The sequence below is a fragment of the Enterovibrio baiacu genome (assembly GCF_004120195.1).
Taxonomy (GTDB): Bacteria; Pseudomonadota; Gammaproteobacteria; order Enterobacterales; family Vibrionaceae; genus Enterovibrio; species Enterovibrio baiacui.
Map to the genome: position 1 here is coordinate 93,607 of NZ_SCHN01000014.1, position 26,098 is coordinate 119,704.

Here is a 26,098-nt window from a genome sequence, read left to right on the forward strand (position 1 = left end):
AATCAAAATGGAAAAAAGACGGGGATTAATCCCAGCACCAACGCGGAATACACCAACGACAACGGCAAGCCAATGCGAAGGTAATCAGTCAGTTGATAATTACCCACACTGTAGACCAGAAGGTTCGTTTGGTAACCATATGGCGAAATAAAGCTCGCGCTCGCACCAAATAATACCGCCATGATAAATGGCATCGGATCCACGCCATAGCCCAATGCCAAGCTATAACCGATCGGGAATGCCAGTGCTGCGGCGGCGTTATTGGTAACAAGTTCCGTCAGCACCAAGGTGAGGAGATACGTCGCAATCAATGCGCCATATACGCCCCACCCATTAAACAAATAAATAAACAGATCGCCCATACGAGCAGACATACCCGTTTCAATCATCAACTGTGCCAAGCTCAAGGCGCTGCCAACTATCACGACAATTTCAACAGGGAAGCGGCGTTGCAACTCACCCAAATTGACCACACCCGTCAGTAACAACACCGTCAAGTACGCAGCGAGTCCGTTGAGTAAAGGCACCCAATCTAACAGCGCAGAACCGATCACTGTGGCAAACCCGGCTAACACCCAAGCACTCATGGCACCATCTAGGCGCGCGCTTGAATCAAGGCCATTCACCAACACGAATTCACGTTCGAGCTGTTTTTTCTGACTCACAAAGCCTTTACCTGGCACAATCACCAAGGTGTCACCCGCAAGCAATGTAATGTTGCCTAGCCCGCCTTCAAGCTTCTCATGTCCACGGCGAATTGCGACCACCACAGCATCAAAGTTTTCACGGAATTTCGCTTCTTTCAGGGTTTTTCCTAAAATCGAAGCACTGTGGCTGACCACCACTTCCAGCAAATTCTGTCCGTTGATGTGATGCTGACCAAAAAGCGCCAGTCCTTCAATTTCTTGTAAAGTAGCAACACTCTCTACGTCACCACAAAATTGCAGCTTATCGCCTTCTTTTAACACCATGTCTGGGCAAACTGGGGCAATCAATTCACCATCGCGAATCACTTCCGCCAAATACAAACGACGCAGTGCACGAAGACCATTGTCTGACACGGTGCGGCCTGCAAGTGGCGAGCCAAGCTCGATTGCAGCTTCCAACACATACGGCAAGTCATCTTCGCTTTGGTCGTCATAGTCAGGCAGCAAATAACAAAATGGGATGAGCACGAGTAAACCACCCGCGAGCACGGCAAGGCCAATGGCTGACGGTGCAAAGAAGCCAAGGCTGGGTAAACCTGTGCTTTCCACAAAGCTATTGATGATGAGGTTGGTAGACGTACCAATCAGCGTGAGGGTGCCGCCAAGAATCGCCGCATACGACAGGGGGATAAGAAGACGCGACGGCGCATGGCGACGATTTCGTTTTACGGCGCCAATCAAAGACACGACAACTGCCGTGTTGTTGGTAAATGAACTCAGTACGGCGGTAGAAAGCCCAAGCTTTGCCACCACGGTACCCAGTCGACCACTAGCAAGTTGTCCGCTCACCCAACTCACGAGGCGCGTTTTTTCAAGCGCCGCGGAAGAAAGAATCAGCAGAACCAAGGTGAGCAAGGAACTGTTGGTAAAGTTCCCCGCCAATGCCTCGATATTCACCAGTCCAGATTGAAATGCAATGAACGCTGCACCAGCGAATAAAATGGCAGGCTTGATTTTGGTAAACACCAACCCTGCCACAATAGCCAGCAACAGACCTGATACCAGAGACTGATCCCAGCTCATGGGAATTACCCCAACAACTTACTGATATCGCGCGCATTCCAATGTGGGAAATGCTTACGAACCAGCGCATTGAACTCAACTTCAAACGCCGAGATATCAGTACCTTGAACAGCCGATGCTTGGTCTTCAAGCAGTTCGCTGATCATGCCCGCACCCACGGTCACGTTGGTCAGACGATCAATCACAATGAAACCACCGGTGTCGGCACAGTCTTGATACAGATCGAGTGACACTGACTCAGTCAGTTCCACTTCACACTCTGCAATGCCATTAAGAGCAAGGCTGTCAGTATCAAAAGTCTCCAGCGAGTTGATGTCGACTTGGTGACGAATTTTACTCACCGAGCCTACGGTTTTCTTGCCCGCCACTTTGATGTCGTATTGACGACCAATCTCTAGCGGCGCTTCATCCATCCACACAATGCTTGCCGCCAGCTTACTGGTGGCCTTTTGCGTTTCAGTGGCAGGAACAATCAAGTCACCACGGCTGCAGTCGATCTCATCTTTCAACGTGATCGTCACTGCTTGGCCTGCATGGGCAAACTCAAGATCACCATCGAAAGTGACAATGCGATCAACCGTTGACGTTTTGCCTGATGGCAGCACTTTCACTTCATCACCAGGACGGATTGAACCACCGGCAATGGTGCCAGAGAAGCCGCGGAAATCGAGGTTAGGACGGTTCACATACTGCACAGGCAAGCGGAACGGGCCTTTGTCTTTGTCGCTGCTTACGTCCACGGTTTCCAGCATGGTCAGCAGCGTATCGCCCTCGTACCATGGCGATTGCGCGCTGCGCTCAACCACGTTGTCGCCCTCAAGGGCTGACAAAGGCACAAGCTGAATATTGATGTTACGGTTAAGCTTCTTAGCAAACTCCAAGTACTCCGCTTTGATTTCTTCAAAGCGAGATTCTTCAAAGCCCACCAAGTCCATTTTGTTCACGGCCACGATGAAGTGGCGAATGCCCAACTGGCTTGCGATGTACGAGTGACGACGGGTTTGATCCAACACGCCTTTACGCGCATCAATCAAGATCACCGCCAGATCACAGGTCGATGCACCGGTGGCCATGTTTCGGGTGTACTGCTCATGCCCTGGGGTATCAGCAATGATGAATTTACGTGGACGCGTTGAGAAGTAACGGTACGCAACGTCGATCGTGATCCCTTGCTCACGCTCTGCTTGCAGGCCATCAACCAACAAGGCCAGATCAGGCTTCTCGCCTGTCGTACCCACTTTTTGGCTGTCAGAGTGGATCGCCGCAAGTTGATCTTCATAAATCTGGTGTGAATCGTGGAGTAAGCGCCCGATAAGGGTACTCTTGCCGTCATCCACCGAACCACAGGTTAGGAAACGCAACAGGGATTTATGCTGATGCTGATCCAGATACGCTTCAATGCCTAGCTCGGCAACTTGTTGTTCAATTACGCTGTTCATGCTTAATCCCTTAGAAATATCCCTGACGTTTTTTCAATTCCATTGAACCAGACTGGTCGTGGTCAATCGCACGGCCTTGGCGCTCACTTGAGGTCGCCACCAGCATTTCTTCAATTATGCCCGGCAAGGTATCTGCCGTGGATTCGACCGCCCCCGTCAGTGGATAACAGCCGAGTGTTCTAAAACGCACACTCTTGTATTCAACTTTCTCGCCTTCGCGCAATTCCATGCGGTCGTCATCGACCATGATCAGCATGCCGTCACGCTCAACCACAGGGCGAATTTCTGACAAGTACAACGGCACGATATCGATGCCTTCTAGGTAGATGTATTGCCAGATATCAAGCTCCGTCCAGTTCGACAGAGGGAAAACACGAATGCTTTCGCCCTTGTTCACTTGGCCGTTGTAAGTGTGCCAAAGTTCAGGACGTTGGTTTTTCGGGTCCCAACGGTGATTCTTGTCACGGAAGCTATAAACGCGCTCTTTTGCACGGCTTTTCTCTTCGTCACGACGTGCACCGCCGAACGCTGCATCAAACCCGTATTTGTCGAGTGCTTGTTTCAAGCCTTGGGTTTTCATGATGTCAGTGTGCTTTGAAGAACCATGCACGAATGGGCTACAACCCATTGCAAGGCCTTCAGGGTTTTGGTGAACCAGCAGTTCAAAACCATGTTCCTTAGCCGCACGATCGCGAAACTCAATCATCTCTTTGAATTTCCAATCCGTGTCGACGTGAAGCAATGGAAACGGAATTTTGCCCGGATAAAACGCCTTGCGCGCAAGGTGAAGCATCACGGAGCTGTCTTTCCCGATGGAATACATCATCACGGGATTATCAAATTCCGCCGCCACTTCACGAATGATATGGATACTTTCTGCCTCAAGTTGCTTGAGGTGGGTAAGGGTCTTGGCTTCCATTCTTTGATATTTCCTTAGCCTAAATTAACCACGGCTGGAGCGTGAATATCACCCGCCGTATTGAAGGATTGCTTTCCAAACCAGTTCAACTGATCAGCGAGCTGTACAACTTCACCGACAACAATCAGTGCAGGAGATCCCACACCCTCGGCCAATGTCGACAACTCGCCCAATGTGCCTGTATAGATTTTTTGATTAGTACGTGTGCCGTTCTCTATGATTGCAACGGGCGTCTGAGGGTCACGCCCATGTTGAATTAATTGCTCTTGAATATGGGCGCTTTTCATTAAGCCCATGTAAATCACCAAGGTTTGACGACCACGAGCCAACGTTGACCAACGGAAGCTGTCGTCTTCTTTTTTCAGGTGACCGGTAATGAACATCGCCGTTTGCGCATGATCGCGATGGGTCAGAGGAATACCTGCATAGGCTGTTGCCCCTGCAGCGGCAGTAATACCTGGGACAACTTGGAATGGCACGCCCGCTTCTTGAAGCACTTGAAGTTCTTCACCGCCACGGCCAAACATAAACGGGTCGCCACCTTTCAAACGCACCACGCGGTGACCTTTCTGCGCATACTTCACCAACATGGCGTTGGTTTCTTCCTGAGATACGCTGTGATAGCTCGCGCGCTTGCCGACACAAATCAGCTCGGCATCGCGACGACAAAGCTCCATGATTTCGTCAGAAACCAGATAGTCATAAAGCACCACATCTGCTTGCTGCATCAATTGCAACGCACGAAGCGTCAGCAACCCCGGATCGCCGGGGCCTGCGCCAATCAAGGCCACTTCACCTTGCAGTGACACACCCGTGGTCAGTTTTTCCAGCTCCGCTTTCGCGCCGTCTTCATCGCCTGCCGCCACCAGCGAGCTAAAGCGACCATCAAACGCCATTTCCCAGAACTTTCTACGCCCGTTTAGGGTGGTGACTTTCTTTTTCAAAGTGTCACGAAACTCGCCAGCCAGCTTTGCCATGCGACCCACGTGAGAAGGGATCAAGGTTTCGAGTTTTTCGCGGAGCAAACGCGCTAAGACAGGGGATTTACCCGCAGAAGAAATCGCAATCACAATCGGGCTGCGATCAACAATAGAAGGAACAATGAAGCTGCATTTCGGCGTGTCATCGACCACATTGGCCAGAATATTTCGTGCATTCGCCGCTTGCGACACCAGCTCATTCACCAATGGATTATCCGTGGCAGCAATCACCAAAAACATGGATTTCAAATGTTCAGGTGAAAAGCCTTCTTGCACCCAGGTCAACTCACCGCGCGCTGCTGCTTCGGCCACTTCATGATCAGCATCCGGCGATACAACGGTGACCGCTGCGCCAGTTTTCATCAGCATGCGTGTTTTGCGCCAAGCGACTTCGCCGCCACCAACCACTAAACACGGTCGGCCTTCCAGCTTCGCAAAAATCGGCAAGTAATCCATAGTGAGCGTCCTTTCAATCCTTTGACTGTCACTATAAAGAGTTGCTGATATTACTTGAAATTCTAAAATTTCATTTTTTATAACATTTTGGTTATTTAACACCTTTCTCAAGGGTAAAACACGGCATGTGATGAGATCACAAATTTCAACATTAATGGCGCGCAAAGCGTGAGCAACATTGAGGTTAATTAATTATCGAGATCACACTAATCGATGAAATGTAACCTTTAGCTGTGTCTACTATGCACAATATGACCACATCCACTTTTTGCATAAAAAAGTAGGTAATGCCCCTTTGTCGTAGATCCTCAGGAGACACACATGACACTTTCACCTCGACCACTCTCGATTGCTGTTTTATCCGGCCTGCTTGTTATGGCAAGCCCAGCGATGGCAGAGACCATTAAGCTGCGTATCATCGAAACCACAGACATTCATACCAATGTGATGGATTACGATTACTACAAAGACAAGCCGAGCGAGAAAATCGGATTAGTCCGTACCGCCACCTTGGTGAAAAAAGCCCAAGACGAAGTGAAGAACAGTGTGCTTGTGGACAATGGCGACCTGATTCAAGGCAGCCCAATGGGCGATTACATGGCGGCTAAAGGCATTGAAGAAGGTGAAATCCACCCCGTATACAAAGCCATGAACCAACTGAACTATGACGTGGGCAACATTGGTAACCACGAGTTCAACTACGGCCTCGACTTCCTCGACCGTACCTTAGAAGGCGCAAATTTCCCTTACGTGTCGGCAAACGTCTTTGACGCCCACACGGGCAAATCGTACTTCACGCCATACATCATCAAAGAACACACCATGACAGACACGGATGGTAAAGCGCATCTGGTGAAAGTCGGCTATATCGGTTTTGTGCCACCGCAAATCATGGTGTGGGATAAGAAAAACCTCGATGGCAAAGTGATTGCGAAAGACATCAAAGCCACCGCAGACAAGTTAGTGCCAGAGATGAAAGCCAAAGGCGCAGACGTGATTGTCGCCATTCCGCACTCAGGGTTGTCGCAAGACGAATATAAAGCCATGGCAGAAAACTCGGTGTACTACCTCGCCGACGTTGACGGCATTGATGCCATTGCCTTCGGTCACTCTCACGCCGTGTTCCCGGGCAAAGGTTTTGATAACATCCAAGGCGTCGACAACCAAAAAGGCACGATCAAGGGTGTTGCGTCCGTCATGCCGGGCCGCTGGGGTAGCCATGTCGGCATCATGGATCTTCAATTAGATAAGCAAGGCGATGATTGGGTCGTCACGCCAGTGCAAACTGAATCTCGCCCAATCTTCGATGGCGAATCGATCGCAAAGGCAGATCCTGCGATGCGCAAAGCGCTAGAGCATGATCACAAAGCAACCCGCGCTTTCGTCAATCAACCGATTGGTAAAGCCAATGACGTGATGTACAGCTTCTTGTCGCTGGTTCAAGACGATCCAACGGTTCAGATCGTCAACCTCGCACAGAAAGATTACGTTGAGCGCTTCATTCAAGGCGATCCTGATCTTGAAGGCATTCCTGTTCTTTCTGCCGCTGCACCGTTTAAAGCCGGTGGCCGTAAAAACGATCCGGGTAACTACACCGAAGTGGAAGCCGGCGAACTGACGTTCCGTAACGCAGCAGATCTTTACCTTTACCCAAACACCTTGGTCACACTCAAAGTGACCGGTAAAGAAGTGAAAGAATGGCTAGAGTGCAGCGCAGGGCAATTTAACCAAATCGATCCAAGCTCAACGGCGCAGCAATCGCTGATCAACTGGGACGGTTTCCGCACGTATAACTTTGATGTTATCGACGGCGTTAACTACCAAATCGATGTGACCCAACCCGCGCGCTACGACAGCGATTGTAATCTGGTGAACCCAGATGCAGAGCGCATTAAGGCATTGACCTTTAACGGCAAGCCGGTGCAACAGAGCCAACCTTTCTTGGTGGCGGCGAACAACTACCGCGCATACTTGGGTAAATTCCCAGGAACAGGCAACGATTTCATTGCCTTTGCCTCGCCAGATGAAAACCGCACAGTGGTCGCTAACTACATCAGCAGCGTGACCAAAGAGAAAGGTGAAGTGACGCCAACCGCCGACAACAACTGGACGTTCGCACCCATTGAAACTGACACCAAACTAGATGTGGTTTTTGAAACGTCGCCAAGCGAGAAAGCGGCACAATTCATCAACGCCAAAGGGCGCTATCCGATGGAAAAAGTCGGCAATGATGATGTCGGTTTTGCGCAATACCGAATTGATCTAAAGAAATAATGAACAGAGTGTTAACTTAATGTTTCATTAGTGAAAATAGTTAAATTTAGCATAAAAAAACCGCGGCCTAAGCCGCGGTTTTTTATTATCGTATCAAGCAGTTTTGGGTGAAATGGACTAATAAGGATAAAGGCGTGTTTACTTTTCTTTTTTATCCGACCAAAGGCAGTGCCTAGACAACCATGACACTCCATAGACAAGAAAAGTAAGCGCGTTTACGCCCAAGCTTTTTAATACTTATTAGGATAATAAAACCATGCAATGGATAACCTTGACCTTCCGTCAGTTGTCTACGCGGCAACTGTACGATTTACTTCGATTACGTACCGATGTGTTTGTTGTTGAGCAGAACTGCCCATACCCAGAACTCGACGGCCATGACCTACACCCTGAGACCCGACATGTGCTCGGTTATCGTGATGACAAGATGACCGCCTATGCCCGCATCTTACCAGCAGGCCTCACATACCCTGAAATGAGCATAGGACGCATCGTAACGGCGCGTACAGAGCGCGGGAATGGCTGTGGCAGCGAACTGGTAAAACACGCACTACGACAAGCACAAGAGGTGTGGCCGGATGCGCCGATCACCATCGGGGCGCAATACCATTTACGCAAGTTCTACCGTCAACACGGCTTTGAAGAAATTTCGGAAGAGTATTTGGAAGACGGTATCCCGCACATTGACATGCGCAGAGTGGGCATCACTTCCCCAGCATAGCGTCAGCGGTTGAACGCAAGCAACGCGAACAAGCAGTACAAACCATCAGGGCATGAAAATCTTCAGCCCTGATGGTATGTCGTCTTTGGTGACTGGCGCGCTATTTACGGCGTGCAAAGCTACCATCAGACAATCGGAAGAAGATCACCGAGGTGTCTTTCGATACCTCAATCTGGATCATGTCCAACTCACCTTGAGTATCACGCTTAAAACGCAGTAACTGACCAGGCTGAATGCGGCTCAAGGGCTTGTCATCCCCTTCAATCGAAGAGATTGCGTAGAGGTCAGGCAAAGGCAGGTTTTGTTGCCTAAAAATGTTCGACAAGGTATCACCCCGCGCCACTTCGTAATTCACCCAATCCGTATTCACGTTTTGCGGTGTATTCGCACTTTGCTGCGACACCGTTTGGGTTGAAACCACCTCTGAACCATTTTGGTTAAAGCCGTCATCTTCAGCAGGATCTTGGTTTTCAAACGTCAGCGGCAACGAAACACGTTCGCCACTCGCGGTGGTTTCTGGCACTGCAGTATCGTCACTTGATGGCCACAGTAAGAGCACCACAAGTAGCCCTGCGAGCGCAGACACGCCAATGCGGTGTGGTTTTGGCAACGCCTCCCAATAGGGCGTTACACGGGCAAAATAAGGTTTAATTGTTGCCATTGCTTTTTCAATGGCAGCCTTCACAGCATCACCCATAGGCGGCGTTGCTGCTTGTCCCTTTTCGCGTTTTCCTTTCAGGGTCATAACCTCTCCCAATCTTCCCATCGGGTAATGAAGGAATCTGTTTATCTATCAATGATTCATTATGAATGCGTCTTACCCGCGTCGCATAAACTAGCGTGGGTATGTCAGCGTAATGTCAGCCACTAAAGGCTTCGCGCATCATCCGTGTCGATTGGCTAACATTTGTACTTTCCAGCATCTTTAATGAGGAATCAACCTAAAGCTAGATTTGTCCGATCCAACCTGCTCCTGTATCCTTCAAACACTTTATACCCAAACTACATCCAGATGTAGTTTGGGTATAAACCCACAAACGAAAGAGAAATGACATGTCTGATGTAAAATTGGAGACCGTAGAGCAAAAAGCAAGCTACGGCATCGGCCTACAAATGGGTCAACAACTAGCAGGTAGCGGCCTTGAAGGTCTAAACGTTGACGCAATCGCGAAAGGTATCGCAACCGCTCTAGCGGGTGACATGCCAGAAATCGAAATCGACGACATCAACAACGCACTGCGTGAACTGCACACTCAAGCAGAAGCTGTTCGTCAAGAAGCTGCAAAAGCGGCGGCGGCAGACGGCGAAGCGTTCCTAGCGGAAAACGCAAAGCGTGACGAAGTGACGGTGACTGAATCAGGTCTTCAGTTCGAAGTACTGGTTGAAGGTACTGGCGAAATCCCTACCAGCGACAAGCAAGTGCGTGTTCACTACCACGGCATGCTGACTGACGGCACTGTGTTCGACAGCTCTGTAGAGCGCGGTCAACCTGCTGAGTTCCCAGTCACTGGCGTAATCCAAGGTTGGGTTGAAGCACTTCAAATGATGCCTGTTGGTTCTAAGTGGAAACTGTCTATCCCACAAGACCTAGCATACGGCGAGCGCGGCGCAGGTGCTGCTATCCCTCCGTTTGCTGCTCTAGTATTCGAAGTAGAGCTACTAGACATCCTGTAATTCACAGATGTATAGAAGACAAAAAGCCAGCGCTCTCGCTGGCTTTTTTCGTTTAGGTAGCCCGAACACTAGAGATCGTTCGATGCCTGCCTGTGATTCAACTCTTCCAGCATGATTTCATCGTCCCACGGCAAATGATCAGAAAAATGATCGGACAAGAAATCCACGAACAATCTCACCTTGGCTGACAAGTTTCGGTTAAACGGATATACCGCCCACACGGCGGAATCAGGGCCTTTGTAATCCGCCAGCACTTCTACCAACTCGCCCAGTTGGATTTTCGGTCGCACATAATAATCGGGCAATTGTGCTAACCCCATACCACGTAAAGCCGCATCCAAGACCGCACTGCCACTGTTACCATGCCAGCGCCCTTTCACCTTTACTTGAGTGGCTTCACCCTTGTCCTGAAAACTCCACGCTTCCGCTGATCCAACCAAGCAATTGTGATTGGCCAAATCCGCCAACACCTTGGGTTCACCAAACTCTTTGATGTAATCCGGTGACGCGCACACATACAACTGGCGCGGCGCTAATCGCCTTGCCATTAGGGTGCTGTCTTTGAGCATGCCCGTTCGGATCGCGAGGTCATAACCGTCATGCACCATGTCGACGACATCATTGGAAAAATGAAGATCAACACTGAGCTTGGGGTGCGCTTGGATAAACTCATTGGCCAACGGCGCAATGTATTTCTCGCCGAAAATGGACGGGGCAGTGATTTTAAGCAAACCCAGAGGTTCGGTTTGCATTTGCGTCACCAAGGCTTCTGCATCGCAAAACTCTTCGATCAGGGAATTACAATGCTCGAAGTAGACTTTGCCTACCTCGGTTAAGGTGATTTGACGGGTGGTGCGATAGAGCAACCGCGTGCTTAGTCGGCTTTCCAGCGCATCAATTCGGCGACTGACATGCGACGTAGACACACCCAACTTGCGCGCTGCGGCTGTAAAACTCCCACTGTTGACGACCTCAACAAATTCTTCAACACCGCTCCAACGGTTCATCTTTGCCCCACTGAAAAAAAGTTTACTTGTGGCTGCAACAATAAAGTCCGCCCAGTGACGGTCTGATTGTTATCCTAATGTTAATCCAAATTGGATAGCTCTCTGCCACGTTCCTACTAAGGTAGGAGACTTATTGGATGAAAGTAGTATGAAGCCTCTTGGAAAGCGTCGAGCATTTTGCTCCAACTGCGCGATATTGCTTTGTTTATGTGCCACGAACATCAGTGCAGAGACAAACTCATCGCCCGTCATAGAACCCAATGATTACCGCACCGAACACTATCGCGCCCCCGTGCCGACCACCTTGCTCGGCGCATCGGTCATTGATTCCCCCAGCGAACTTCATACCTTCATTGAACAAGAAACGCCGCGCCTGATTGATGTGTATCCCGCGCCGAATAAGCCCGAAGGATTGGTGAAAAATACCCTGTGGATTGAACCCACCCGCGATACCCTGCCTAACACCTATTGGCTGGCGAATGTCGGTCACGGCATTGTGCCGGATGATTTGATGGCACTGCTGAAAGCCCATTTACCAAACGACGACACGCCCATCGTGATTTTCTGCGAGCCTAGCTGTTGGCATTCCTGGAATGCCAGTAAACGTGCACTAGAGCTAGGTGCTGCCCATGTCTATTGGTATCGCGCAGGCGTCAAAGGTTGGAAAGATGCAGGCTACCCGCTAGAAACCACTGAACCCATTCGTCCGTCAATGCGTCGTCCATGAACACATCACGAATGAACACGCTCACGCGCATCACCGCTCTGCTCGCCCTGCTGAGCTTTCCTTTTTGCGTACTGGCCAATGCGCCGACAACACTGGTTTTTGACGAAATCGCACCGGGCGTGCATGTGCATCTGGGAAGAATCGACGATCTTTTCACGACGCCATTTGGCCCTGTCGCCAACGTCACCTTTATTGTGGGAGAAACGTCCGTCGCCCTGATTGATTCAGGCGGAAGCCAGCGCGCAGGGGAGATGATATATACGGCGATCCGAGCCGTGACAGCGCTGCCTATTCGTTATGTCATCAACACCCATGTTCATCCTGATCATAATTTCGGTAATCAGGCTTTTCTGGCTGAGAAACCCGAATTTGTCGCTCATTTCCGTTACCCCGGCGATTTCGCAGCAAAAGCAGGGTATTACCTTCAACGCCTTAACACACCGTGGTTTGAAGGCACAACGCCCGTTGCGGCGACCTTGTTGATCGACACAAGCACGCAGTTCGATCTTGGTAATCGACGCATCACACTCACGCCACACGATCGCGCCCATACACGCCACGATCTCTCCGTGTTCGACGAACAAACACACACGCTGATCGCCGGCGATCTCTTGTTTGTCGAACACATTCCAACGTTAGACGGCAGTTTGCTCGGGTGGCTTAACGTGATCGATGAACTCGATCAACTGCCCTATCAACGCGTCGTTCCCGGCCACGGCGCAGTGCAACGAAGAAAGACCTCGTCAGAGCAAAGTGCCTTTGCTCTTCAACGTCACTACCTTGAATCTCTCACCGTGTCGGTTCGAGATGCCATTCATCAACACATTGATATCAATACTGCCAGCAACACCTTAATGACAGATCATGCGGAGCAATGGGCTTTATTTGGATCTTTCCATCCAAGGAACGTCATCCAAGCCTACAAGGAGTTGGAATGGGAGTAACAGGAGAGCCATACCATGAAATCAATCATCAAACGCCTATCTAACCCATCGAAAGAACGCCTTACGTTCAAATACGCGGTGATAGTGGGCTTGTTGGCACTGCAGCCATTCACGGTTAACGCGACGGCCAAAAGTGTGGAAGATAGCCCGAACTGGCTCACCATTCGCGACAGTTTGTTCCCTGACACGCCAATTTCTGAAGATACCCTGATCACGCTCGAAACCCCTTCTCGCGCGCAAGATGCCGCCATCGTCCCCCTAAGTGTCAAAGTGAATGTTCTACAAGATGATCCCAACCCGATAGAGACGATCTTTCTCGTCGTGGATAACAACCCGTCGCCGATTGTGGGCACCTTCGACATGACCCCCAACAACGGCATTGCCAACTTGTCGACGCGGGTTCGCGTCAATGCTTACAGCCCAGTCAGGGTGATTGCGCGAACCGCTGATGGCTCGCTGCACATGGCAGCAAACTTCGTGAAAGCGTCAGGAGGTTGTTCCGCGCCTGCAGGTGCCGACGACATGTTGGCCCGCCAACGCATGGGAAAAATGAAACTGAAAGAGTTAGGGCAGGGTGACTCACGCGCACTGCAATTGCTGATCAGTCACCCGAATTACAGCGGGCTGCAAATGGATCAACTTACGCGGCACTGGATCCCATCGGACTATGTCAGCGACGTGAACATTACGTTAGAGGGTGAACCCGTATTGCGCTTCAACGGCGGCATCTCTATTAGCGAAAACCCTACCTTTACCTTCCATGTCGACAAAGGAAAAAGTGGCAAACTGAAAGCCGACGTCAAAGATTCCACAGGGCGATCATTTTCGAGCGAGTGGGATATTTAGTCTCGTCACAGGCATCCGCACTATTCGCGTATTTTTCATCACCCAAAGATCGTCCGCAAAGGTGGTCTTTGGGTCTTGAAAGTTGCACACCCTCTCAATGAGCAACACTCAGTGACAAAGAAAAATACCGCTATTTATCTGATGGTTGAATTCCCTTTCTCGTCATGTGGACATTGTTGCTCGAGAACAAAAGTGTTGTGCTTCTTTCCCCCTCACAATCCCTCAAATGCTGCCATAAACTCTAATCACCGACGCAAAGAGTCAGGGCGTTTTAGAACTCGCCTGCCCGTTTGGTCGGAACCGAATGGCATTAAGGTGCAATGCTGAAACGCGAACCCGCATCGTTGTAGACCGCCTAACGTTTATTTCAACGCTTTTCCTTTGAAGCAACCGGAAGACGCGGTAAGCCAAAAAAGAGCGCCCCACAACCCGCGGATTGCGATGTCCCTACATTCAAAAACAAGGCCGACAAGTGAAAAACCATCCCTAGTTGGGTGCGTTGAACTCACACGCTGTCGCGGAGGAAGTTACTATGAAAGGTGCACAACGGTCGTTTAGTCGCGGGTTAGCGATAACGGCGCTTTCCCTGCCCATGCTGTTTTCAGCAACATCGCAGGCGAACGATGAGCTACTCAAGCTTCAAGATGATCCCAACCAATGGGTGATGTGGGGCGCGAATTATTCAGGTACACGTTACAGCTCACTCGATCAAATCAACGCAAAGAATGCCAAAGACCTGCAAGTTGCTTGGACCTTCTCAACAGGGGTTCTCCGCGGACATGAAGGCGGCCCTCTTGTGATTGGCAACACCATGTATATCCACACCCCGTTTCCGAACAAAGTGTTCGCGATCAACATGGATAAGCAAGCGCTTCGTTGGTCTTATGAGCCAAAACAAGATTCCTCGGTTATCGCCGTCATGTGTTGTGACACCGTAAACCGTGGCCTCGCCTATTCCGACGGAAAAATTTTCCTGCAACAAGCAGACACCACCTTAGTCGCGTTGGATGAAAACACAGGTGAAGTCGTGTGGAAAGTGGTCAATGGTGACCCGAAAGTCGGGGCAACCAACACCAATGCGCCGCTGGTCGTGAAAGACAAAATCATCACAGGGATCAGTGGGGGCGAGTTCGGTGTTCGCGGCTACCTCACCGCATATAACGTCAAAGACGGCAGCGTTGCCTGGCGCGCCTACAGCACAGGGCCAGACGATGAAATGCTGGTCGACCCTGAAAAAACCACCGAGATGCTTAAGCCGATCGGCAAAGACGCCAGCCTAAAAACGTGGGAAGGCGACCAATGGAAAATTGGTGGCGGTACAACATGGGGTTGGTTTACCTATGACCCAGAGTTGAACCTGATTTACTACGGCACAGGTAATCCAAGCACATGGAACCCATCGCAACGTCCAGGCGATAACAAGTACTCCATGACCATCATGGCGCGTGATGCCGACACGGGCATGGCGAAATGGCTATACCAAATGACGCCTCATGACGAATGGGATTATGACGGCGTCAACGAAATGATATTGGTCGATAAGACATTCAACGGCAAAGACAGAAAACTACTTGTGCACTTTGACCGAAATGGCTTTGGTTACACCCTCGACAGAGTCACGGGTGAACTGCTTGTCGCTGAAAAATTTGACCCTGCTGTGAATTGGGCAACCCATGTGGACATGGAAACCGGACGTCCTCAAGTGGTCGCAAAATATTCAACCGACCAAAACGGTGAAGATGTCGATACAACGGGCGTTTGCCCAGCAGCATTGGGCTCAAAAGACCAACAACCTGCCACCTACAGTGAGCGCACTGGCTTGTTCTATGTGCCGACCAATCATGTCTGCATGAACTACGAACCGTTCGAAGTTTCCTACACCGCAGGTCAACCCTATGTCGGTGCCACCCTTTCTATGTTCCCCGCCCCAGACAGCCACGGCGGTTTGGGAAACTTCATCGCATGGGACGCTGAAAAAGGTGAAATCGTATGGTCTATTCCTGAGCCATTTTCCGTGTGGAGTGGCGCATTGGCGACCGGTGGCGGCATCGTGTTTTACGGCACGCTGGAAGGCTACTTGAAAGCAGTGGATGAGAAGACAGGGAAAGAGCTTTACCGCTTCAAAACCCCGTCAGGCATCATCGGTAACGTAAATACCTACATGCACAACGGTAAACAATATATTGCCGTGTTGTCAGGTGTCGGTGGCTGGGCTGGTATCGGTATGGCGGCTGGGCTTGAAGGCGACACTGACGGGCTCGGTGCGGTGGGCGCGTATCGCAAACTGTCTGATTACACCCAATTGGGCGGTGTGTTGACGGTCTTTGCCTTACCGGAAAGCTAATCAGCAACGAAGGGGAGTGAAGACTCCCCTTTTCGCTTTTCGTTACGTGATGCGAGATGCGAGATGCGAGATGCGAGATGCGAAAAGCATCAACAACCCGCGAGTAAGACATAACCAAAAGGATTCCAAATGGCTAAACGACTTTTTTGGGTGATCTGTTTGTTTTGGGGAGCCACCTCCCTCAGCCACGCGACAGAACATGAAGTTCGCGCCGTGGGTGTGAAGTTCGATCCCATGTTCATCGTTGTTGAACCGGGCGACCGTGTTTCTTGGGTCAACATGCCCGCACACATGATTGAAACCATTGACGCCATGGTGCCTGAAGGCACAGAGAAAATCAGAACCGAACTGGGTGTTGATGTCAGCTTTGTGTTTAACGAAGACGGTATTTACGTCTACAAGTGCACGCCACATTGGGGCGCGAGAATGGGCGGTGTATTGCTTGTCGGTAATCCGAGTGACATCGAAGGCACGATCGACGCCTACCTTGCTGAAATTCAGAAAGATAAGTCTCTACTGCCTGCAAAAGGATTGCTGAAAAAATTCAAAAAGCATCTCCAAAAGCAGGGAGTCATATAACGCCAAGACCATGAGGAGGCAACATATGACACGTATACTTCCATCCACCAGCATCGTATTTCTCATTGCATTGATGGGCATCACTCCCGCAGCCAATGCCAATGATTTCCCCACGCTTGAGCGCGTTAAATTTGTGCAAGAGTGCATGTCACTCAACGGCGGTCCGACCTACGTCAACATGTACGGATGCAGTTGCGTCCTCGATAAAATCGCCGCTGAAATGCGCTTTGATGATTTCGTCCATGCCGATGCATTCGCAAGGCTAAGGAACATGCGCGGCGAACGCGGGGGCTATTTCCGCTCATCAAAAGACAGCCGCTCGGCCAGAAAAGTGCTCACCACCTTGCGTGATGAAGCCACAGAGCAGTGCTTTGTTTCTCAGCAAATCACCCGCACACAATAGGAGGCTCGCATGATACGTTTATGGTCTCTTTTCTCCGCGATTCTGCTGCTGGTGTCTTCGGTATCATGGGCGGATGAACCCGCCTTTCCTTCTCCCCTTCCCGATAAACTGAGGGTCTGCGCAGATCCGAACAATCTGCCTTATTCCAATAAAGACCGACAAGGGTTTGAGAATAAAATTGCAGAGCAACTTGCGCAGTATTTTCACCTCGATGTGGAATATGTTTGGTTCCCGCAACGCATGGGGTTTATTCGCAATACATTGAAGAATTACTCCGATGATACGGGGCGTTTTGCCTGCGATCTGGTGATCGGCGTACCAACGCAGTTCGATATCGCAGCCACGACCAAGCCCTATTATCGATCGTCCTATTCGATCATCTTTAAAAAAGACGGCCCACTGGGCGCGGCGGCAACACAACACGATGTTGCCACCTTGCCTGATAGCGTGAAGCAATCACTGAATGTGGCAGCTTTCGCTCCCTCTCCCGCCGTCACTTGGCTCAGAGATAACGGCTTTAAAGGCAACACCTCATTTTTCCGTATCATGAACGGCGATGCGGAAGATTACCCAGGGAAAATGGTGAACCGCGTTGCGGACGGTGAATTCGACATGTTGGTGATCTGGGGGCCCATTGCAGGGTATTTTGCAAAATCTCACCCCGATCTTGCGGTGATCTCCATGACGTCAGAAGGCAGCAATGTTTTTGACTTTCCCATTTCAATGGGCGTGAGATACGGCGAGCGGCCTTGGAAGAAAACCGTCGAGATGGCGATGGACGCCAATGCACCTGAAATTGCGATGATCCTCAGTGATTATGGCGTGCCCGTCGTTGAGGCTTCGTCAGCCCCTCTCGGTGGCGATGATGATGATTAAACGTGCGTAGAAATAAACCCAATGAGATGCCATTTGTCGTGAAAAAGACGATAAGTGGCATCAAACCTTTTCTGGTCATGTTGCTCATTGCCTTGCTGCTGGGTTGGATCCCCATCGGTTTTGCCAGCGACGCCCTTTTCAAGCCTCCTCTCCTTTCTTCAAACCACAGCGTTGGGGATCATTTCGATCTCCCTCAAAATGCGCCCCCTCTCCAATCAACGAATGGGAAAACTGGCCGCTAAGATTAACGAGCAGATCTCTCGGTGATTAATTGATAAGGTAAACACTACGATTTCATTACTGGCATGACCCTCGGACTTCCACATGAAACGAACACATCACACACTGCTCCTTTCATTGCTCATTCTCTTTACCTTCGCAGGATGCAGCACCGACATTGGCCGCGGTATGGCGGAAAGCGATTGCAGCAAGATCCGAAACAATACCGACAGAGATCAATGCTACAAAGACGTTGAACGCACGTTTGAAAACTACTGATAAACGTGACGAGCAGGCATAAAAAATGACGCCATTAGGCGTCATTTTTCTGAGGTGTTGTGCGTATCACACGCAGCCGCACAGTATAGAAATCAGGAGGCGTTAGATACCGCCGCCGTCACTCACATCTTCGTGCAAACCACATTCACGCTTAAGGCCAAAGAAACGCGTTTCTTCTTCTGTCATGCCTTCTTCAAGTTTACGCGTGGTGTGGACATCGCCCACCGACACGTAACCTTGATCCCACAATGGGTGGTATGGCAAACCATGCTCTTTCAAGTAGTAATGCACGTCTTTGTTGGTCCAATCAATCACTGGCAAGAACTTGAACACGCCATTTTGAATACCAAGGATCGGTAAGGTTTGGCGAGAGCTTGCTTGGTCTCGGCGAAGGCCAGAAAACCACGTGCTGACGTTCAGTTCATCCAATGCGCGACGCATTGGCTCAACTTTGTTTAGGCGATTGTATTGTTGAATGCCTTCAACACCTTGTTCCCACAATTTGCCATATTGTGCTTCTTGCCATGCTGAGCTTTGCTCTGCACGGTAAACACGTAAATCCAATGACAATTGCTTCGTTAAATCATCGATAAATTGATAGGTTTCAGGAAACAAGTAACCCGTGTCCGTCAAAATAATCGGTGTGTCGGGTTTCGCTTGAGTCACCAAATGCAGCATCACTGCCGCCTGAATACCAAAGCTAGATGAGAGGGCGAATTCGCCCTCCAAATTCTCCAATGCCCACTGAACTCGCTCCTGTGCTGACAGGCTTTCCAACTCAGCGTTAATGGGTGCTAGCTCTAGGATTTGCTGCGCCTTGTTCAGGCCAAGCAAATCGGACAATTGAAATTTAGGCATAGAAATCCCTCTTGGAGACTTTAACTTCTGCAATCACGCCAACACGAATGACGAAATCACCGAAGCCCTCACCGTCGTTACGCTCTGTCGCCCAACGACCGACTAATGTGTCGATCTCTTCGAGGATTTGCGCATCGGTGATGTTCTCTTTATACATCTTAGGCACGCGCGTTCCTTCACGGTTGCCACCTAAGTGTAAGTTATAGCGTCCAGGGGCTTTACCCACCAAACCAATTTCCGCCAGCATGGCGCGACCACAACCATTCGGACACCCTGTGACACGCAAGATGATGTGATCATCTTCCAAGCCGTGTTTGTCCAAAATGTCTTCAACGTCAGTCACAAACTGTGGCAAGAAACGCTCTGCTTCCGCCATGGCCAGAGGACATGTTGGGAACGCCACACACGCCATGGAGTTTTTACGCTGCTCGCTGACACCATCATCGATCAATCCATACTCACGGGCGATCTTTTCGATCTTCGCTTTGTTGGATTTCGACACACCCGCCACGATCAGGTTCTGGTTTGCTGTCATGCGGAAATCACCTTTGTGGATCTTCGCAATTTCAGCCACACCGCTTTTCAGAGGCTTACCTGGGTAGTCCAACAGACGGCCGTTTTCGATGAACAACGCCAAGTGGTGCTTGCCGTCAATGCCTTCAACCCAACCGATGCGATCGCCGCGATCAGTGAATTCGTATGGACGAACCGCTTCAAATGTAATGCCTGCGCGTTTTTCCACTTCCGCTTTGAAGACATCAGTCCCAACGCGATCCAGCGTGTATTTGGTCTTTGCATTTTTACGGTTTGAACGGTTACCCCAATCACGCTGTGTCGTCACAACCGCTGCGGCAACGTCCAAGGTTTTATCCAGTGCGACAAAACCGAGATCGTCTGCTTTACGTGGGTAGGTCGCTGTATCGCCGTGCGTCATGGCAAGGCCACCGCCGACCAATACGTTAAAGCCCACCAGCTTGCCGTTGTCGGCAATCGCCACGAAGTTCAGATCGTTCGCGTGAACATCCACGTCGTTTTGCGGCGGGATAACCACGGTGGTTTTAAATTTACGAGGCAGGTAGTTCGAACCCAAAATCGGCTCTTCGTCCTGATGACCTTCTACCTTCTCACCGTCTAGCCAAATCTCCGCGTAAGCGCGTGTTTTTGGTAGCAAGTGTTCACTGATTTTCTTCGCCCACTCATACGCCTCTTGGTGAAGCTCTGACTCAACAGGGTTGGTGGTACAAAGCACGTTACGGTTCACGTCACCTGCTGTTGCGATGGAATCAATACCAATCTTGTTCAGCGTTTGGTGCATCAGCTTGATGTTCGGCTTCAACACGCCATGGAACTGGAATGTTTGGCGCGTTGTCAGGCGAATACTGCCGTACATAGTGTGGTCTGTTGCGAACTTATCAATCGCCAACCATTGCTCTGGCGAGATAATGCCACCGGGCATACGTGCGCGCAGCATGACGTTTTGCAGCGGCTCAAGCTTTTGCTTTTGACGCTCTGCGCGAATATCACGGTCATCTTGCTGGTACATGCCGTGGAAACGGATCAGCTGGAAGTTATCTGCTGTGAATCCACCCGTTACACGGTCTTTCAAATCTTGCTCAATCGTTCCGCGCAGGAAATTACTTTCTCTTTTCAGGCGCTCGTTATCCGCGAGTGGGCCTAGCTCTGTGCCCAACTTAACTTGCTTGTCACTCATTAATACACATCCTTTTGATAGCGCTTCGCCTTACGCAGTTCATTCAAGTAGCTTTCTGCGTCTTCTCGGCTTTTTCCGCCTTGCTGCTCAACAACATTAATCAATGCTTCATGGACATCCTTCGCCATGTGGGTCGCGTCGCCACAGATGTAGAGGTATGCACCGTCTTGTAGCCACTGCCAAACCGCTGCTGATTGCTCAAGGATTTTATGCTGAACGTACTCTTTCTCAGCTTGATCTCGGCTAAAGGCAAGGTCGATGTTGGTCAACAAACCGTCTTTTAGGAATTTCTGCCACTCTACTTGGTAGAGGAAGTCTTGCGTGAAGGTACGGTCACCAAAGAACAACCAGTTCTTACCTTCTGCACCACGCGCATCACGCTCTTGCATGAAGGCACGGAAAGGTGCGATACCAGTACCTGGGCCAATCATGATAAGCGGCGCATTGTCATCGGCTGGCAACTTGAAGTTGTTGTTGTGTTCAATGAACACCTTCACCGACTCTGCATCTTCCGCACGGTGCGCAAGGAAGCTAGATGCACCGCCAAAGCGCGTGTTGTCGCCGTTTTGGAATTCCACCAAACCCACCGTCAAGTGAACTTCTTCACCCACGTCTTCTTGGCTTGATGCGATAGAATACAAACGCGGTGTCAGCTTACGCAGCAGACCCACTAACTGCTCGGCAGTCAGCTTGGTTTTCTTCTCGCCTAACACATCCACCACTTGGGTGTTGTTGGCATACTGGCGAAGCTTATCTTTATCTTCTGCCAGCTTTTGAAGCTTCTTGCTGCCTGAAAGCTCAGCATAGGCCGCAACTTGTTGTGGGTTTGCTGCTGTGATTTCAAACTTGTCCGTTAGCGCTTTACGCAGCGACAACGACTCACCTGCAACGTCAACGGTTTCATCGCCCGTTAGACCGCCTTTCGCCAAGATCTCATCTACAAGCTCTGCACCGTTGCTGTAATACACGCCCAATGCGTCACCCGGCTGGTATGTCAGGCCTGATTCACCCAAATCTATCTCGATGTGGCGAACGTCTTTACCTGAATCACGACCTGTGATTTTTTGGTTTGTTACGACTTCCGCCGCATACGGGTTTTGCTTGTTGTAAGCAGACACCTGCGCTGCAGTTTCAACACCGTGAATCGGCACAACCACTTCGTCAGCATCGCCGCTCAGTGCTTCTTTCACTTTGCCGAGGATATCCGCACTCCAGCTTGCTGCTTCGGCATCGTAATCCACATCGCAATCAAGGCGAGGAATGATCGCTTTCGCGCCTTGCTTAGAGAGGAAGGCATCAAAGTCTTTACCGGTTTGGCAGAAGAACTCGTAGCTTGAGTCACCCAAACCGAGTACTGCATATTGCAGGTTATCGAGCTTCGGCGCTTTCTTAGACTGAAGGAATTCATGCAGCGAAATGGCATTATCAGGTGGCTCGCCTTCGCCGTTGGTTGACGCGACAATCACCAAGTGGGTTTCTTTTGCGATATCACGCGGCTTGTAGTCGTCCGCTGAGAAAAGAGAAACCGTCACACCGTCTGCTTTCGCTTGCGTTTCCAACGCTTCCGCAACGCCTTTCGCGTTGCCTGTTTGAGAGGCATAAATGATCGTTAGCTTACCCGCAGGTTTCGCTGCTGTAGCGACCGCTTGTGCAAGAGGTTGAGGGTTGCTTGCCGCAGCGGCAGGTGTCTGGCTCAAACCCCAGAAGTAACCGCTGATCCACGCCATCTGTTGTGGCGATAGCTCTGCCACGGCCTGCTGAAGCTGACCGATCTGTTGGTCATTAAGCGGGCTTGCCAGTGCAGAAAGTTCCTTGAGTAACATGTCACGACATTCCTTTTTTATTTCGTGAGCATAGATTAGCCATTCGCCGTAATAACTAAAAATAATAGAAATGCATGTTTTATAACTTTGGGTTTGAATATCGGGCAAATTCGGTCAGAAACTGTGACATAGGGCGTGTGAACTAATCAGCAAAGGATGACACTAGGTGGAAACCGGAGAGAAGAAAGCAAAGTTTTGAGGTGAGAAAAACCACAGCCACAATTGAGATTGCAGCGGTGGTTCATTAACGGTCTAACGGCAGAGTTCAGCGTTCAAAACGGAAAGACAAAAGAAGCTGATGCACTGATTCAAACCGGATTACATATCGACGATACGTACCTGATGAAAGCCCACTTCTAAGGCATTTTCTGTCGCCATATCAACGTCGCCGAAGCATTGTTCTACACCATTTCCATCGGTTAATGGCACAAGTCCCCCGCGGGCATGGCGAAATTCAACAATCCATCCATCGCTCGACAACGACGGTTCGATCATGGCCTCCACCAGCATTTCTTGGCTGTAGAGAGAACGGAGTTCTGATTTTGTCATTGGCTCTTCCTGCTTTTTGCAATGCTTAGGGTTACGCGATTAACCACATGCATCGTCTGGTAAAAGCATAGTCGTCAGCACGTCGATGTGCCACGGCGAGCGCTATCGTTTGTGAGACAGAAGCGAGGAGGAAGATAGCCCAACCCCGTCCCCTTTTTCGCCATTTAATAAATGCACCAAGGTGATCTTCAAGCGCATCGGAGAGACGGGCTTATGTTGCACCAAATACCCAAAATCTCGCGCTTGTTGCTGCAAAGCTTCACTGCGATTGGCCGTCACGAGCACTGTTGGTACTGGCTGTAGTCGCCGAGCGTTGATGTATTGCGCCAATGCCAAGCCTGTCATTTCTGTGTCGAGGTGGTAATCCACAATCAACAATTCCACGGGTGCCTGCACCGTATCGCAACTGATTTGGAGTTCCTGCAACGAGCACGCCGTGACGACCTCACAACCCCAGCGCTGCAGCAGTTCTTCCATGGCATGACAAATGTTTGGATCGTTATCAACCACCCATACTCGCGCGCCTTGCAGTACGACGCCCGCATCGGGCACTAAGGTTTCAATGCTACGAGGGCTAGGGATACTTCGGTTTCCATAGGGCACAAACACGGAAAAGCGCGATCCTCGGCCAGGCATCGAATCTACCGACACGCCATGCCCCAATACACTGGCTATCTTGTCAACGATCGCGAGGCCCAAACCAAGCTGTGTATGATGAAGCTCTTGATCCGCAGTGAGGCGCTTGAATTCTTGGAAGATCTCTTTCTTTTTGTCTTCAGGGATCCCAACGCCGGTATCAAGCACTTCAATGCGAAGCCCATCAGTGCAACGACGACAGCCCAGCAAAATCTTGCCAGATACCGTGTAGCGAAGGGCATTTGTCATCAAGTTACGAATGATTCGCGCCAGCAATTGTGAATCGGTATACACGTAGGCAGAGCAAGGCACGTATCGCACTTCAACGACGCTGCCTTCTGCGGCATGAGAGAAATCATCGGCGATGTTGTCGAGCAAATCGCTGATGGGGAACGACTGTTTGTCGGCTCTGACCACGCCGGCATCCAGCTTGGATATTTCAACCAAGGTCGTGATCAATGACTCCACGTCCTGAAGCGAGTGCGTCAATGAATCCACCAGTTTTCGCGCCGACGGTGACATACGGTGACTCAGCAAAGACCCTAAATACAACTGAGCGGCATTGAGCGGTTGCAGCAAATCGTGGCTGATCGCAGCAAGGAATTTGGTTTTTGATAAATTGGCATACTCGGCATCTTTTTTGGTTTCAAGCAGCCGTTCTTGCATGACGCGCCTTTCTTCCACTTCACCTTGGAGCTGATCATTCAGAGTTTGTAGCTGTGCCGTACGCTCTTGCACTCTGAGTTCCATGGTTTGATAGGCTTGCTCTAGTTCCTCGGCACTGCGCCTGCGCTCTGTGATGTCCCAGTTGAGTACGAAAAGCCCCGTGATATTGCCTGCGGAAGAGAGGTTCGGCACATAGCTTTTCACTACATAGCGGGTGTTGCCACTGGCATTGTTCTCTTCGATTTCGAACATCACAGACTCGCCCGATAACGCACGATCTAGATAGGGTTTCAACGCCGAGAATTTCGATTGGCTACGCATGATCGAGATGTGTTTACCGATCAACTCACCGCGCGGGTAGCCATACCATTCATCGTAAGCACGGTTGGTGAATTGGTAGAGAAGATCGTCCCCCACATAGGCGATCAAGGCGGGCACATTGTCAGTGATCAAACGCAGCCATTGCTCGGTCTCTCTCAGTTCCTTGGCATCCAAATAACGCTGCGTGATGTCGGTGTACGTATTGACGTAGCCTTCTTCTTCCATGGCATGACTACGCACTTCAATCACGCGGCCGTCCGGTAACGTCTGAACCCGAATGCCTTCTGGCGGATGCGCCCCACCGCGTCCAATCCGCTCTAATGTGATCGGGCATCTTTCTCGAACATCGTCCAACTTTGCGCCTGAAAGCTGCGACTGCACCAGCCCTGAAATCACCACAAAGCGCTGATTGAAAACCTGAATATTCCCCTCTTTGCTGACCAACAGCACCCCTTGGGAAAGGTTGTCCACCATGTCTTGAAGCAAGCGACTTTTCTCAGCCATGGCCGCTTCAAAGCGTGCCGTTTCTGCCTGTTTTAACTGGGTAATGTCGGAATACACCATCACCATGCCGCCATCACTGGTAAGACGCTCTTTGATTTGAAGCCAACGATTGTCATTCAGTTTTAAGGTGTGGCCGTTGTTGGTGGTTTCTGGCTCACTCACGATCAACCCTTGCGCATGCGCGAGTTCGCGGATCTTTTCAGGAGTGAGCGACGTCGTATCTAGCGAGACGGCGTTGTCTTTCCAGTAGCGTTGAAAACGGCTGTTTGAGTACACCAACTCGCGGTTCGGATCGTAGAGTGCAAAGCCGTCAGAAATAGACTCAATGGCATCAATAAAACGCTGATGGGCTTGTTCGGCTTGCGACTTGGCTTGCGAAAGCTGGCGATTGGTGGATTCGAGCGATTGCAGTGCATGATTCAGTTCTTCGGTTTTATCGCGCACCTGATCGGCCAGCACCACGGAATGCTGAAATGCGCCCCATGCATCCACTTGCGGGCTTCCCCCTTGCTCAACGCGATGCACCAATGCTTCAATCATTTTTTTCTGCCGCGTGTTTTCTTCCTCTAACGCGGCAATACGCCGTTTGAGTTCCTTCTCGTTTTGACTCAAT

22 protein-coding genes are annotated in these 26,098 nt (G+C 50.4%); 11 read left to right on the plus strand and 11 right to left on the minus strand.

Annotation, left to right across the window (positions count from 1 at the left end; all coding sequences use genetic code 11):
- Nucleotides 1-2: 2 nt before the first annotated feature.
- The 4 genes from EQP46_RS16055 to cysG are packed head-to-tail and all read right to left on the minus strand — an operon-like array spanning nt 3 to nt 5,524.
- Nucleotides 3-1,730, minus strand: coding sequence for an SLC13 family permease (locus tag EQP46_RS16055; protein WP_129494612.1), 1,728 nt, complete (start codon nt 1,728-1,730; stop codon nt 3-5).
- 5 nt (nt 1,731-1,735) lie between these two features.
- Nucleotides 1,736-3,169, minus strand: coding sequence for a sulfate adenylyltransferase subunit CysN (gene cysN / locus EQP46_RS16060; protein ID WP_129494613.1), 1,434 nt, complete (start codon nt 3,167-3,169; stop codon nt 1,736-1,738).
- A gap of 10 nt (nt 3,170-3,179) precedes the next feature.
- Nucleotides 3,180-4,088: a sulfate adenylyltransferase subunit CysD gene (cysD, locus tag EQP46_RS16065; protein ID WP_129494614.1), complete on the minus strand. Its 909-nt coding sequence runs from the start codon at nt 4,086-4,088 to the stop codon at nt 3,180-3,182.
- A 14-nt stretch (nt 4,089-4,102) separates the two neighbouring features.
- The gene (cysG, locus tag EQP46_RS16070) at nt 4,103-5,524 is read right to left on the minus strand and encodes a siroheme synthase CysG (protein ID WP_129494615.1); all 1,422 of its coding nucleotides are present in this window, start codon (nt 5,522-5,524) and stop codon (nt 4,103-4,105) included.
- A 321-nt stretch (nt 5,525-5,845) separates the two neighbouring features.
- Here cysG and cpdB point away from each other — a divergent pair, with 321 nt between their 5' ends.
- Nucleotides 5,846-7,798 (plus strand): 2',3'-cyclic-nucleotide 2'-phosphodiesterase, encoded by a 1,953-nt coding sequence (gene cpdB / locus EQP46_RS16075; RefSeq protein ID WP_129494616.1) that lies wholly within the window; start codon nt 5,846-5,848, stop codon nt 7,796-7,798.
- 256 nt (nt 7,799-8,054) lie between these two features.
- Nucleotides 8,055-8,519: a GNAT family N-acetyltransferase gene (locus EQP46_RS16080; protein ID WP_129494617.1), complete on the plus strand. Its 465-nt coding sequence runs from the start codon at nt 8,055-8,057 to the stop codon at nt 8,517-8,519.
- Between the two features lie 100 nt (nt 8,520-8,619).
- Here the strand turns inward: EQP46_RS16080 and EQP46_RS16085 are convergent, their stop codons facing one another.
- The gene (locus EQP46_RS16085) at nt 8,620-9,264 is read right to left on the minus strand and encodes a LysM-like peptidoglycan-binding domain-containing protein (protein WP_129494618.1); all 645 of its coding nucleotides are present in this window, start codon (nt 9,262-9,264) and stop codon (nt 8,620-8,622) included.
- A 308-nt stretch (nt 9,265-9,572) separates the two neighbouring features.
- Between EQP46_RS16085 and EQP46_RS16090 the strand changes: the two genes are divergently transcribed.
- Nucleotides 9,573-10,193 (plus strand): BamJ family beta-barrel-assembly machinery protein, encoded by a 621-nt coding sequence (locus EQP46_RS16090; protein ID WP_129494619.1) that lies wholly within the window; start codon nt 9,573-9,575, stop codon nt 10,191-10,193.
- Between the two features lie 68 nt (nt 10,194-10,261).
- Here the strand turns inward: EQP46_RS16090 and EQP46_RS16095 are convergent, their stop codons facing one another.
- The gene (locus EQP46_RS16095) at nt 10,262-11,200 is read right to left on the minus strand and encodes a LysR family transcriptional regulator (RefSeq protein WP_129494620.1); all 939 of its coding nucleotides are present in this window, start codon (nt 11,198-11,200) and stop codon (nt 10,262-10,264) included.
- Between the two features lie 148 nt (nt 11,201-11,348).
- Here EQP46_RS16095 and EQP46_RS16100 point away from each other — a divergent pair, with 148 nt between their 5' ends.
- From EQP46_RS16100 to EQP46_RS24255, 8 genes are all read left to right on the plus strand, one after another.
- Nucleotides 11,349-11,927 carry a rhodanese-like domain-containing protein gene (locus EQP46_RS16100; protein ID WP_192545520.1) on the plus strand — a complete coding sequence of 193 codons (579 nt, stop codon included), beginning with the start codon at nt 11,349-11,351 and terminating at the stop codon, nt 11,925-11,927.
- A gap of 11 nt (nt 11,928-11,938) precedes the next feature.
- Nucleotides 11,939-12,871 carry a quinoprotein relay system zinc metallohydrolase 2 gene (locus EQP46_RS16105; protein WP_129494698.1) on the plus strand — a complete coding sequence of 311 codons (933 nt, stop codon included), beginning with the start codon at nt 11,939-11,941 and terminating at the stop codon, nt 12,869-12,871.
- Between the two features lie 15 nt (nt 12,872-12,886).
- Nucleotides 12,887-13,717: a quinoprotein dehydrogenase-associated SoxYZ-like carrier gene (locus EQP46_RS16110; RefSeq protein WP_129494621.1), complete on the plus strand. Its 831-nt coding sequence runs from the start codon at nt 12,887-12,889 to the stop codon at nt 13,715-13,717.
- A gap of 532 nt (nt 13,718-14,249) precedes the next feature.
- Nucleotides 14,250-16,061: a methanol/ethanol family PQQ-dependent dehydrogenase gene (locus EQP46_RS16115; RefSeq protein WP_129494622.1), complete on the plus strand. Its 1,812-nt coding sequence runs from the start codon at nt 14,250-14,252 to the stop codon at nt 16,059-16,061.
- A gap of 129 nt (nt 16,062-16,190) precedes the next feature.
- A complete protein-coding gene (locus EQP46_RS16120; protein ID WP_129494623.1) occupies nt 16,191-16,640 on the plus strand; it encodes a plastocyanin/azurin family copper-binding protein in 450 nt (149 codons plus the stop codon).
- A 25-nt stretch (nt 16,641-16,665) separates the two neighbouring features.
- Nucleotides 16,666-17,043 carry a hypothetical protein gene (locus EQP46_RS16125; protein WP_129494624.1) on the plus strand — a complete coding sequence of 126 codons (378 nt, stop codon included), beginning with the start codon at nt 16,666-16,668 and terminating at the stop codon, nt 17,041-17,043.
- A gap of 9 nt (nt 17,044-17,052) precedes the next feature.
- Nucleotides 17,053-17,919 (plus strand): quinoprotein dehydrogenase-associated putative ABC transporter substrate-binding protein, encoded by an 867-nt coding sequence (locus EQP46_RS16130; RefSeq protein WP_129494625.1) that lies wholly within the window; start codon nt 17,053-17,055, stop codon nt 17,917-17,919.
- A 324-nt stretch (nt 17,920-18,243) separates the two neighbouring features.
- Entirely contained in the window at nt 18,244-18,417 is a 174-nt protein-coding gene (locus tag EQP46_RS24255; protein ID WP_167482775.1) for a hypothetical protein, read from the plus strand.
- A 102-nt stretch (nt 18,418-18,519) separates the two neighbouring features.
- Here EQP46_RS24255 and EQP46_RS16140 read toward each other — a convergent pair whose 3' ends face one another.
- The 5 genes from EQP46_RS16140 to EQP46_RS16160 all read right to left on the minus strand — a co-directional run bounded on the left by EQP46_RS16140 (nt 18,520) and on the right by EQP46_RS16160 (nt 26,097).
- On the minus strand, nt 18,520-19,275 hold the full coding sequence (locus EQP46_RS16140) for a phosphoadenylyl-sulfate reductase (protein WP_017011222.1): 756 nt from the start codon (nt 19,273-19,275) through the stop codon (nt 18,520-18,522).
- Entirely contained in the window at nt 19,268-20,986 is a 1,719-nt protein-coding gene (cysI, locus tag EQP46_RS16145; RefSeq protein WP_129494626.1) for an assimilatory sulfite reductase (NADPH) hemoprotein subunit, read from the minus strand. Before cysI ends, EQP46_RS16140 begins: the two co-directional genes overlap by 8 nt.
- A complete protein-coding gene (locus tag EQP46_RS16150) occupies nt 20,986-22,809 on the minus strand; it encodes an assimilatory sulfite reductase (NADPH) flavoprotein subunit (protein ID WP_129494627.1) in 1,824 nt (607 codons plus the stop codon). The genes cysI and EQP46_RS16150 overlap by 1 nt, the downstream gene beginning before the upstream one ends.
- A gap of 318 nt (nt 22,810-23,127) precedes the next feature.
- Nucleotides 23,128-23,358: a thymidylate kinase gene (locus EQP46_RS16155; protein ID WP_102316317.1), complete on the minus strand. Its 231-nt coding sequence runs from the start codon at nt 23,356-23,358 to the stop codon at nt 23,128-23,130.
- Nucleotides 23,359-23,460: 102 nt separating this feature from the next.
- Nucleotides 23,461-26,097, minus strand: coding sequence for a hybrid sensor histidine kinase/response regulator (locus EQP46_RS16160; protein WP_129494628.1), 2,637 nt, complete (start codon nt 26,095-26,097; stop codon nt 23,461-23,463).
- Nucleotide 26,098: the final 1 nt, after the last annotated feature.

What these genes read in the sequence shown, in the direction of transcription:
- EQP46_RS16055 (WP_129494612.1), bottom strand. Translation starts at nt 1,730, where the DNA reads ATGAGCTGGGATCAGTCTCTGGTATCAGGTCTGTTGCTGGCTATTGTG.
- cysN (WP_129494613.1), bottom strand. Translation starts at nt 3,169, where the DNA reads ATGAACAGCGTAATTGAACAACAAGTTGCCGAGCTAGGCATTGAAGCG.
- cysD (WP_129494614.1), bottom strand. Translation starts at nt 4,088, where the DNA reads ATGGAAGCCAAGACCCTTACCCACCTCAAGCAACTTGAGGCAGAAAGT.
- cysG (WP_129494615.1), bottom strand. Translation starts at nt 5,524, where the DNA reads ATGGATTACTTGCCGATTTTTGCGAAGCTGGAAGGCCGACCGTGTTTA.
- cpdB (WP_129494616.1), top strand. Translation starts at nt 5,846, where the DNA reads ATGACACTTTCACCTCGACCACTCTCGATTGCTGTTTTATCCGGCCTG.
- EQP46_RS16080 (WP_129494617.1), top strand. Translation starts at nt 8,055, where the DNA reads ATGCAATGGATAACCTTGACCTTCCGTCAGTTGTCTACGCGGCAACTG.
- EQP46_RS16085 (WP_129494618.1), bottom strand. Translation starts at nt 9,264, where the DNA reads ATGACCCTGAAAGGAAAACGCGAAAAGGGACAAGCAGCAACGCCGCCT.
- EQP46_RS16090 (WP_129494619.1), top strand. Translation starts at nt 9,573, where the DNA reads ATGTCTGATGTAAAATTGGAGACCGTAGAGCAAAAAGCAAGCTACGGC.
- EQP46_RS16095 (WP_129494620.1), bottom strand. Translation starts at nt 11,200, where the DNA reads ATGAACCGTTGGAGCGGTGTTGAAGAATTTGTTGAGGTCGTCAACAGT.
- EQP46_RS16100 (WP_192545520.1), top strand. Translation starts at nt 11,349, where the DNA reads ATGAAGCCTCTTGGAAAGCGTCGAGCATTTTGCTCCAACTGCGCGATA.
- EQP46_RS16105 (WP_129494698.1), top strand. Translation starts at nt 11,939, where the DNA reads ATGAACACGCTCACGCGCATCACCGCTCTGCTCGCCCTGCTGAGCTTT.
- EQP46_RS16110 (WP_129494621.1), top strand. Translation starts at nt 12,887, where the DNA reads ATGAAATCAATCATCAAACGCCTATCTAACCCATCGAAAGAACGCCTT.
- EQP46_RS16115 (WP_129494622.1), top strand. Translation starts at nt 14,250, where the DNA reads ATGAAAGGTGCACAACGGTCGTTTAGTCGCGGGTTAGCGATAACGGCG.
- EQP46_RS16120 (WP_129494623.1), top strand. Translation starts at nt 16,191, where the DNA reads ATGGCTAAACGACTTTTTTGGGTGATCTGTTTGTTTTGGGGAGCCACC.
- EQP46_RS16125 (WP_129494624.1), top strand. Translation starts at nt 16,666, where the DNA reads ATGACACGTATACTTCCATCCACCAGCATCGTATTTCTCATTGCATTG.
- EQP46_RS16130 (WP_129494625.1), top strand. Translation starts at nt 17,053, where the DNA reads ATGATACGTTTATGGTCTCTTTTCTCCGCGATTCTGCTGCTGGTGTCT.
- EQP46_RS24255 (WP_167482775.1), top strand. Translation starts at nt 18,244, where the DNA reads ATGAAACGAACACATCACACACTGCTCCTTTCATTGCTCATTCTCTTT.
- EQP46_RS16140 (WP_017011222.1), bottom strand. Translation starts at nt 19,275, where the DNA reads ATGCCTAAATTTCAATTGTCCGATTTGCTTGGCCTGAACAAGGCGCAG.
- cysI (WP_129494626.1), bottom strand. Translation starts at nt 20,986, where the DNA reads ATGAGTGACAAGCAAGTTAAGTTGGGCACAGAGCTAGGCCCACTCGCG.
- EQP46_RS16150 (WP_129494627.1), bottom strand. Translation starts at nt 22,809, where the DNA reads ATGTTACTCAAGGAACTTTCTGCACTGGCAAGCCCGCTTAATGACCAA.
- EQP46_RS16155 (WP_102316317.1), bottom strand. Translation starts at nt 23,358, where the DNA reads ATGACAAAATCAGAACTCCGTTCTCTCTACAGCCAAGAAATGCTGGTG.